The sequence below is a fragment of the Streptomyces marokkonensis genome (assembly GCF_039539045.1).
Classification (GTDB): Bacteria; Actinomycetota; Actinomycetes; order Streptomycetales; family Streptomycetaceae; genus Streptomyces; species Streptomyces marokkonensis.
Genome location: NZ_BAABCQ010000090.1, coordinates 22,055 through 30,880, shown reverse-complemented (window position 1 = coordinate 30,880; position 8,826 = coordinate 22,055). Strand labels below are relative to the sequence as shown.

Below are 8,826 nucleotides of genomic sequence, written 5' to 3'. Positions count from 1 at the left end.
ACTTTCTCCTCAGAGGTTTCGCAGCTGAACGTCACGGACGCTCTTCCGGCTGGGTGCGGGAGGGCGTCTCAGCTGGTGGGGTGCGGATGTGCACTTATCACGGTACGCCGTGTTCGGCGCGCCGGTTTCCGGTCAGCCTTCGCCACCGGCCTCCCGGGACACCGCCTCGGCCGCCTTCGCCGCCGCGCTGCCCGGACGCTTCCGAGCCACCCAACCCTCGATATTCCGCTGCTGGCCACGGGCCACGGCCAGCGAACCGGGAGGTACATCCTTCGTGATCACCGAGCCGGCGGCGGTGTAGGCACCGTCCCCGACCGTGACAGGAGCCACAAACATGTTGTCCGAACCCGTACGGCAGTGCGAGCCGACGGTGGTGTGGTGCTTGTCCTGCCCGTCGTAGTTCACGAACACGCTCGCGGCACCGATGTTCGTGTGGTCGCCGATCGTCGCGTCACCCACATAGGAGAGGTGCGGAACCTTCGTCCCCTCGCCGATCGAGGCGTTCTTCGTCTCGACGTACGCACCGATCTTGGCCTTCGATCCGAGCCGGGTACCGGGACGCAGATACGCGTACGGACCCACCGTCGCCTCCGGGCCGACCACTGCACCGGTCGAGACCGTGTTGTCCACGCGGGCGCCGGCCCCGACACGGGTGTCCGTGAGCCGGGAGTTCGGCCCGACCTCGCAGCCCTCGGAGAGGTGCGTCGAACCGAGCAGCTGCGTGCCCGGGTGCACGACGACGTCCTGCTCGAACGTCACCGTCACGTCGGCCCACGTCGTCGCCGGGTCCACGACCGTCACGCCGGCCAGCATGGCCTCGGTCAGCAACCGGTCGTTGAGGATCCGGCGGGCCTCGGCGAGCTGTACCCGGTTGTTGATCCCCGCGATCTCCCGGTGGTCGCCGGCCACGGACGCGCCCACCCGGTGACCGGCCTCGCGCAGGATCCCGAGCACGTCGGTGAGGTACTCCTCGCCCTGGCTGTTGTCCGTCCGCACCTTCCCCAGCGCCTGAGCGAGCAGCCGCCCGTCGAAGGCGAAGACACCCGAGTTGATCTCACGGATCGCCCGCTGCGACTCGGAGGCGTCCTTGTGCTCGACGATCGCGGTCACGGCACCCGAGGCCCCGTCCCGCACGATCCGGCCGTACCCCGTCGCGTCCGGCACCTCCGCCGTCAGTACCGTCACGGCGTTCCCGTCTGCGGAGTGCGTGGCAGCGAGGGCCCGCAGCGTCCCGCCGGTGAGCAGCGGAGTATCACCGCAGACGACCACGACCGTGCCGTCCACGGCGCCGCCCAGCGCCTCCAGCCCCGTCCGCACGGCGTGCCCGGTGCCGTTCTGCTGCTCCTGCACGGCGGTGCGCACGTCGGAGGCGGCCTCGGCGAGGTGCGCGGTGACCTTCTCGCGGGCGTGCCCGACGACGGTGACCAGGTTCTCCGGGTCCAGCTCACCGGCGGCGGCGAGCACGTGCCCCACGAGGGACCGGCCGCACAGCTCGTGCAGGACCTTGGGTGTGGCCGACTTCATACGGGTGCCCTCACCCGCTGCGAGAACGACGACGGCGGCCGGGCGAATGGCGCTCACGGGATGCCCTTCGGCTGAGGGGGTGGGGGTGGACATCCGCAGGATACCGGGGTGATTCGTGGGGGACATGAGTGCGGGCCCCGACAGAGATGTCAGGGCCCGGAAGCCGCAGCTCCCCCATCAGGATTTGAACCTGAACTTAAGGGACCAAAACCCTCAGTGCTGCCTGATTACACCATGGGGGATGAAACTCGTCGACCGGACATTCCGTCAGGTCGCCGAGTCGGCACCCAACACTATGCCGTACCGGGTGCCTTCCGTGCGACGGTACAACTCGGCACTCAATCCCCGCTTGGTGGGGCACGGGTGGGCGGTCGGGAAGGACGAGGGGTATCGCGTCGTATCGCTTGTCGAAAGTCGCCGGAAATGTGCTGCCCGCCGCCCGTAGGCTGGAGGCTATGACCACGACGGGGGAAGACCACGTATCGGCCCGGGGTGGGCCTTGGTGGTGGGACAGGCGGCGCGGTGCGGTGCTCGATGTGAGCCTCGCCGCCGTGTCCGCGTTGGAGTGCGCGGCGGAGGGGGTTCCGTTCGCGCGGGACGCCGGGATTCCGTGGGCGGTGGGGATCGTCTTCGGGTTGCTGGCCGGCTCGGTGCTGGTGGTGCGGCGGAGGTGGCCGATCGCGGTCGTGCTGGTGGCGATCGCCATCACGCCGGCCCAGATGGGCTTCCTGATGGGCATCGTCGGCCTGTACACGCTGGCGGCGTCGGAGCTGCCGCGGCGGATCATCGGTTCGCTGGCCGGGATGTCGATGCTGGGGACGTTGATCGTGACGTTCGTGCGGGTGCGGCAGGACATGGTGCGGGAGGACATGGGGTTCGGGGACTGGGTCCTGCCGTTCGCGGCGATCACCATGTCGGTGGGGGCGACCGCGCCGCCGTTGCTGCTGGGCCTGTACGTGGGGCAGCGGCGGCGGTTGATGGAGAGTCTGCGGGAGCGGGCGGACAGCCTGGAGCGGGAGCTGCAGTTGCTCGCCGAACGCGCGGAGGAGCGCGCGGAGTGGGCGCGGGGCGAGGAGCGGACGCGGATCGCCCGGGAGATGCACGACGTGGTCGCGCATCGGGTGAGTCTGATGGTGGTGCACGCTGCGGCGTTGCAGGCGGTGGCCCGGAAGGATCCCGAGAAGGCGGTGAAGAACGCCGCGCTGGTGGGGGACATGGGGCGGCAGGCGCTGACGGAGTTGCGGGAGATGCTCGGGGTGCTGCGCAGCGGCGGGGCCGGTGTGCGTGCGGAGCGGGCTTCGGTGCCGTTGGCCGCGGTGGGGGTGGCCGCCGCGGCGGCGGCCTCGCGGGCCGCGGGTGACGGTGAGCGGCTCGCCGAAGGGCCGTCTCTGTCCGAGCTGGGTGAGCTGATCGGGCAGTCGGAGGCGGCCGGGATGGCCGTGGACCTGTCGGTGCAGGGGGAGGAGCGGTCGTATGCGGCGGAGGTGGAGCAGACGGCGTTCCGGGTGGTGCAGGAGGCGTTGACGAACGTGCACAAGCACGCGGCGGGCGCGAAGACGTACGTACGGCTGGCGCACCGGGTGTCGGAGGTCGCGATGCAGGTGGAGAACGAGCCGCCGCCGGAGGTGTCGTCGGCGTCGTCGGCGCGGTTGCCGTCGGGTGGCAACGGGCTGGTGGGGATGAAGGAGCGGGTGGCCGCTCTGGGGGGTGTGTTCGTGTCGGGGCCGACGGACGCGGGGGGTTTCCGGGTGTCGGCGGTGATTCCGGCTTCGTCGTAGCCGGGGGCTCGGTGAGCGGCCGTCAGCCCGTGGTGAGGCGGGTCGGCTGGGTGCCGCCGACGAGGGTGGCGAGGGCCTGGTCGATGGTGGGGCCGAGGTACCAGTCGCCGGTGTGGTCGAGGGCGTAGACGCGGCCCTCGGTGTCGATGGCGATGAGGGCCTGGCTGTCGGTTTCGGCGCCGAGCGGGCAGGCCCGGGTGTCGAGGGCACGGCCGAGGTCGCCGAGGGTGCGGGCCAGGTGGAGGCCGTGCAGGGGGTCCAGGTGCAGGGTGGCGGGGGCGATCTGGCGGCCGGGGCCGGTGGGGGCGATGTGGAGGCCGCCGAATTCGGCCCAGGCCTCGACCGCGGCGGGGAAGACGGTGTGCCGGTGTCCGGCGGGTGAGGTGTGCGCGCGCAGGGTGTCGGCCCAGATCTCGGCCTGTTTGATGTCCCAGCGTCCGGGTTGCCAGCCGGCGTCCCGCAGGGCGGCGTCGACGGGGACGGGGAAGCGGGTGGTGGAGGTGCGGTCGGCGTGCATCTGCCCTTGGGTTCGTTTCGGTCGGCCCGGTGGTGCCGTGCCGTGTGGTGTGGCTCGGGGTGGTTCTCGTCGGCTTGGGGTGCCGGGGGTCAGTCGTCGTTCGCCGTCGGGTCGACGACTCGGACGCCGAAGTGGGCGCTGAGGGCGGTGCAGGCGCGGCACGGTGTGGCGAAGCTGCCGTGGAGGGGGTCGCCGTCCTCGCGGATGCGGCGGGTGGTGAGTTTGGCGTGTTTGAGCGCTTTGCGGGCTTCGCCGTTGGTCATGGGTTTTCGGGCGGCGCGTTTGCTGCGGGCGGCGTCGGCGGTGGCCAGGTGCCGTGAGATGAGGATGGTTTCGGCGCACCGGCCCGTGTAACGGTCTCGTTGGCCGCTGGTGAGGGTGTCGAGGAAGTCCTGCACGAGGTGGTGCAGGGCCGGGGGTGCGTCGGCGCGGATGGGGGTGCCGGTGAGGGTGGTTCCGCGGACGGAGAGTGCGGCGGCGACGGTGGGGAGGATGCCGTCGCGCCGGTGCTGGAGGGCGGGGGCGTGGAGGGTCTCGGTGGCGCTCCAGCCGATGCGGGGGTCGCCGCCGCGGGGGTCGCTGCCGTGTGGGTGGCCGCCGCGGGGACCGCCGCCGCGGGGGTCGTCGGACCGCCCCGTGTGGGGCCCCGCCTGTGTCGCACTCATGATCATCTTCCCCTCCTGAGCATCCCCCCGAAGGTCACAGAGTGCCAAATCCCGTGGCCGCCGGGGAAGCTGGGGCGGGGTGACACGCCCGGGGGTGGGCGTTGCGTCACGGGAGGGTGACGGCTGGTCACGTAAGTGGAGGGGCGGGTGTCGGGTGCGGGGTCCGGCGCCGGTGACCGGTCCCGTCGTACCGCATAGGCTGTCGGCACCGCGAGCGCGTGCGGTGAATCGCGTGCGGTGAATCGCGTGCGGTGAGCGGACAGTGCAGGCAGTTCCGGACAGTTCCAGACAGACCCGGATCACGACCCGGATCACAGAGATCCAGGTCACACGGATCCAGGTCACACAGACCCAGATCACAGACCCAGATCAGACAGACGCCGCAGGGGGCAACCGCCATGACGACAGGTCGGCTCGGGCTGGGGGCACCTCCCGGCCGCCAGGCCGGGGGACACGCCGCGCCGCCGAACGCGGCCTATGCCGGGCAGGTCGTACATTTCCCGGATCCGGTGCGGGCGGCGCGTCACCCGAGAGGGGTACGGGTGGACGAGGGTGGTTACCCCGTCTTCTCGCCGTACGCCCGTGCGATCGCGGAGATCGCGGACCCGCCGGAGGGATTCGGCGTCGACGAGCTGCGGCTGACGGACTACGTGTCGGCGAACGCCGCGCTGTCGGCGTCGGGGCACGAGCTGTGGGACACGGTGCCGGCGGTGGCGACGCCGCACGGCTGGACGTGGCACCACGTGGCCGGGGCGCGGCGGATGGAGCTGGTCCCGGTCGAGGTGAAGGCGCTGTTGCGCCACCACGGCGGGATCGCGACGGCGGCGGTGGACCAGGGCAAGCGCGGGACGCGGCCCCTGCAGGAGACGCGCCCGGCGCACTTCGGTCTGCCGAAGTCGGGTGTGGCCGTGTCGGAGCAGCAGGTACAGGAGGTCGAGGAGGACCTCGGGTACCGGCTGCCGGGTGCGTACCGGTCGTTCCTGAAGGCGGCGGGTGGCTGCGCGCCGGTGGGTACGGCGCTGGACGCGGAGCTGGGGCTCCTGGTCGACCAGCCGTTCTTCACGGTGCGTGAGGAGGCGGCCGTCAACGACCTGGTCTATGTCAACAAGTGTCTGCGTGACCATCTGACGAAGGACTACCTGTGCGTCGCCTTCGTCCAGGGCGGTCTGCTCGCGGTGAAGGTGAAGGGCGAGCGGATCGGCTCGGTGTGGTTCTGCGCCTACGACGATGTGCGGGACGTGGACCCGTCGTGGCCGCCGGCGGATCGCGTGGAGCGGTTGCTGCTGCCGTGCGGTGATGACTTCGACGCGTTCCTGTCGAGGCTGGCGGGGTCCCCGCCGGAGCTGGAGACGGTGGCGAACCTGATGGTGGACGGCGGGTTCGCGCGTGCGATGCCCGTGGCGTCGGCGTCGGTAGGGGAGTGAGCTGACGATGGTGACGTTCGCGCAGGCGCAGGAGCGCGCGGAGGAGTGGGTCAACGGCGAGCTGCCGGCGTACCAGCACCGTGAGGTGCGGGTGCGGGAGTTCGAGCTCGGGTTCGTGGTGTGGGCCGAGGACCGTGCGGACGGGCCGCGTTCGGACGGGGGTGCGCAGCGGCTGGTGCTCGCGCGGGACAGTGGTGAGGCCACGCTGTGGCCGGGGTTGCCGGTGGGTGAGGTGATCCGCCGGTACGAGGAGGAGTACGGCCGTCCCGACGAGGCCGTGGACCCCGCGCCGGCTCCTGCGGCGCGGGTGGACCTGAACCAGACGTCGTTCTTGCTGACTCCGCCGGAGTGGCTGCAGGAGGCGGCGGACAAGCTGGGCATTCCGGATCGGCGGCGGGGGGATCACGACGGCGGTGCCGGTGCCGGTGGTGACACCAGCGGTGCCGGTGGTGGTGCTGGAACTGGTGCTGGGGCTGGGGCGCTTCCCGGGACGCAGGCCGGCGCGCCGTCGGCTTCCGGAGCCTCGGGGGCCCCAGGGGTCCCTGCGGCTCCCGAGGCGCCCGCTGCTTCGGTGGACGCGCAGGGGGGCGGTGCGGCGTGGCCCGCCGCCGGGTCGAGTGGTGCCGGCGGCTCCGGCACGGGCGCGTCCGGTGCGCCGGGTGCGCCCGCCGGGGCGACGCCCTGGGCGGGGACGGACACCAACGCGGACGCCGGTGAGGACCGTTCCGTATCGCTGCCCCAGACCGTGTTCGCGCCGCCGCTGAGTGGCTCGGACGACGACAGGCCGCCGCCCTCGGCGAGGCCGGACGCCAAGACGGCGCTGATGTCGGGTGGCAGCGGGCTTCCGCCGACGGCGTTCGCGCCGGCGATCGACGGCCCGAACGCGCCTGCCGCGTCCGCGGGGGCGGGTACTCCGCCGCCCGCACCGCCGACGCCGCCCGCCTCGCAGCCGCCCGCCGGTCCGGGAGAGTCCGCCACGCCGGCCCGGCCGCTCGCGCCGAACGCCGGGGACATCGCCGACGCCGTGACCAGCAAGGCGGCGCCTCCGCCACGCCGTGGCGGGGGTTCGACCACGCCGCCTCCGCCGCCTCCGCCGGGTTCTCCGGGCGCGCGGCCGGGGAATACGCCTCCGCCGACGGGGCCTCAGGCGCCGGGGGCGCCAGGCGCGCCGGCGGGCGGTTACGTGCCTACGCAGTTGGTGTCGTCGCTCGGTCCCGGAGGTCCGGCCGGTCCCGGAGGTCCGGCCGGTCCCGGAGGTCCGGCCGGTCCCGGCGGTCCGGCCGGTCCGGGTACACCGCCCCCGGCGGGTGCGCCGCAGCCTCCGGCCGGTCAGGGTGCGCCGGGTACGCCGCCTCCGCCGCCCCCGCCGAGTGCTCCCGGTGGGACGCCCCCCGGCGGGATGCACCATGCCGCCACGATGCTGGCCGACCCGGGCCGGACGGGCGGCGGTGCGCCCCAGCCTCCGGGACCGCCGGGACCTCCGGGACCTCCGGGACCGCCCGGGGCTCCAGGCGTTCCCGGTGCTCCTGGCGTCGCGGGCGGGCCCGGTGGTCCGGGCGCGCCGCCGCCTCCCGCCGCTCCTGGCGTTCCCGGGGCGCCCGGTCCGCAGGGCTCTTCGGGGGGTGCGGGCGGTGCCGTGCACTACGCGCAGACCGTGCTGGCCGGGCCTCCGGCGGGCGGCCCCGGCACGCCTCCGCCGCCGAGTGCTCCGGGTGTCCCGGGCGCTCCGGGCGTCCCCGGTGGCCCGGGTGCGGCACAGCCGCCCATGCCACCCGGTGCCGTGCCGCCGCCCGGCGGGCCGGTGCCCGGTCGGCCGCCGGCGTACGGCTATCCGCAGCAGCAGCCGTCCGGCCTGCCGACCGTCGGCCCGGGCTACCAGGCGGTGCTGCGCTACCGCGCTCAGGACGGTTCCGAGCAGCAGTTGATCCGGCGTTCGGCGCCGGGTACGCCGCACCCGGAGTGGCAGATCTTCCACGAACTGCGCGCCATGAACGTGCCGCCGGACCAGGTGCTGGAGCTGCACACGGAGCTGGAGTCGTGCGAGCTGCCGGGCGCGTACTGCGCGCGGATGATCCGGGAGCAGTGGCCGCAGGCGCGGATCACCTCGATCGCGCCGTACGGTACGGATCAGGCGAGTCGGCAGCAGGGTATGCGACAGCTGCTGGCGCATCAGGGCGAGCTGCACCAGGTGGCCGACGGGCCGGCCCGTCCGGCGCCGGTGCGTGCTCCGCTCCCGCAGGTGCAGCCGGCGCCGCCGGTTCCGCCGGAGGCCATCGGGCAGGAGTTGGGCGGCGCGTTCGGTCCGGGTGTCTTCCGGTTCGAGCAGGCCGCCGTGTCCCGGCAGGGTGTGCCGCCGGTCGTCGCGCACACGCTGGTGGCGGCGGGTCTGCCGATGGACATGGGCCCGTTCTTCTGGGCGCAGGCCCAGCCGGGGCGTCCGGTGCCGACGCTGGCGGAGCTGGCGGCCGAGCGGGGTGTGCAGCCGGCCTCGGACGCGGGTTCGTACCTCGTCGTGGGCAGTGACTTCGGCCGGGCGATCTGTGTGCAGTACGGCACGGCGGCCATTGTGGCGGTGCCGGTGGAGGCGGGGCCGGGGGGTGCGCCGGTGCCGCCGCAGTTCGTGAACACGGGGCTGCCGGAGTTCGCGCGCTGCCTGGCGCTGCTGGGCCGGATGTGGCGGCTCAGGTTCGGTCTGAACCAGGAGCAGGCGGGCCGCTGGACGGTGGACTTCCAGGCGCAGTTGGCCGCGCTGGACCCGGCGGCGCTCGGGTCGCCGGAGAGCTGGTGGTCGGTGCTGCTGGAGCAGATGTGGGACGGGCTGCTGTGAGGCGGCGTCGCCGCTGACGTGACCGACGGGCGGGGCCCGGTCGACCTGTGAGGCGACCGGGCCCCGCCCTTTCCATGCGGTGTGTCGCATT

The 8,826-nt window shown here is 73.3% G+C and carries 6 protein-coding genes; 3 read left to right on the top strand and 3 right to left on the bottom strand.

What is annotated here, in order from left to right; all coding sequences use genetic code 11:
* Positions 1-132: 132 nt before the first annotated feature.
* Positions 133-1,581, bottom strand: coding sequence for a bifunctional UDP-N-acetylglucosamine diphosphorylase/glucosamine-1-phosphate N-acetyltransferase GlmU (glmU, locus tag ABEA26_RS21830; RefSeq protein WP_345594651.1), 1,449 nt, complete (start codon positions 1,579-1,581; stop codon positions 133-135).
* Positions 1,582-1,979: 398 nt separating this feature from the next.
* Here glmU and ABEA26_RS21825 point away from each other — a divergent pair, with 398 nt between their 5' ends.
* Positions 1,980-3,302, top strand: a complete 1,323-nt coding sequence (locus ABEA26_RS21825; RefSeq protein WP_345594649.1) for a sensor histidine kinase — start codon at positions 1,980-1,982, stop codon at positions 3,300-3,302.
* 22 nt (positions 3,303-3,324) lie between these two features.
* On the opposite strand, the gene ABEA26_RS21820 is transcribed toward ABEA26_RS21825, so the two are convergent.
* Both ABEA26_RS21820 and ABEA26_RS21815 read right to left on the bottom strand, forming a co-directional pair.
* Positions 3,325-3,819 carry an SUKH-3 domain-containing protein gene (locus tag ABEA26_RS21820; RefSeq protein WP_345594647.1) on the bottom strand — a complete coding sequence of 165 codons (495 nt, stop codon included), beginning with the start codon at positions 3,817-3,819 and terminating at the stop codon, positions 3,325-3,327.
* Between the two features lie 89 nt (positions 3,820-3,908).
* Positions 3,909-4,484, bottom strand: coding sequence for a YwqJ-related putative deaminase (locus ABEA26_RS21815; protein WP_345594645.1), 576 nt, complete (start codon positions 4,482-4,484; stop codon positions 3,909-3,911).
* 398 nt (positions 4,485-4,882) lie between these two features.
* Between ABEA26_RS21815 and ABEA26_RS21810 the strand changes: the two genes are divergently transcribed.
* On the top strand, positions 4,883-5,908 hold the full coding sequence (locus tag ABEA26_RS21810; RefSeq protein ID WP_345594644.1) for an SMI1/KNR4 family protein: 1,026 nt from the start codon (positions 4,883-4,885) through the stop codon (positions 5,906-5,908).
* 7 nt (positions 5,909-5,915) lie between these two features.
* The gene (locus ABEA26_RS21805; RefSeq protein ID WP_345594642.1) at positions 5,916-8,735 is read left to right on the top strand and encodes an SUKH-4 family immunity protein; all 2,820 of its coding nucleotides are present in this window, start codon (positions 5,916-5,918) and stop codon (positions 8,733-8,735) included.
* The last annotated feature ends 91 nt before the right edge of the window (positions 8,736-8,826 follow it).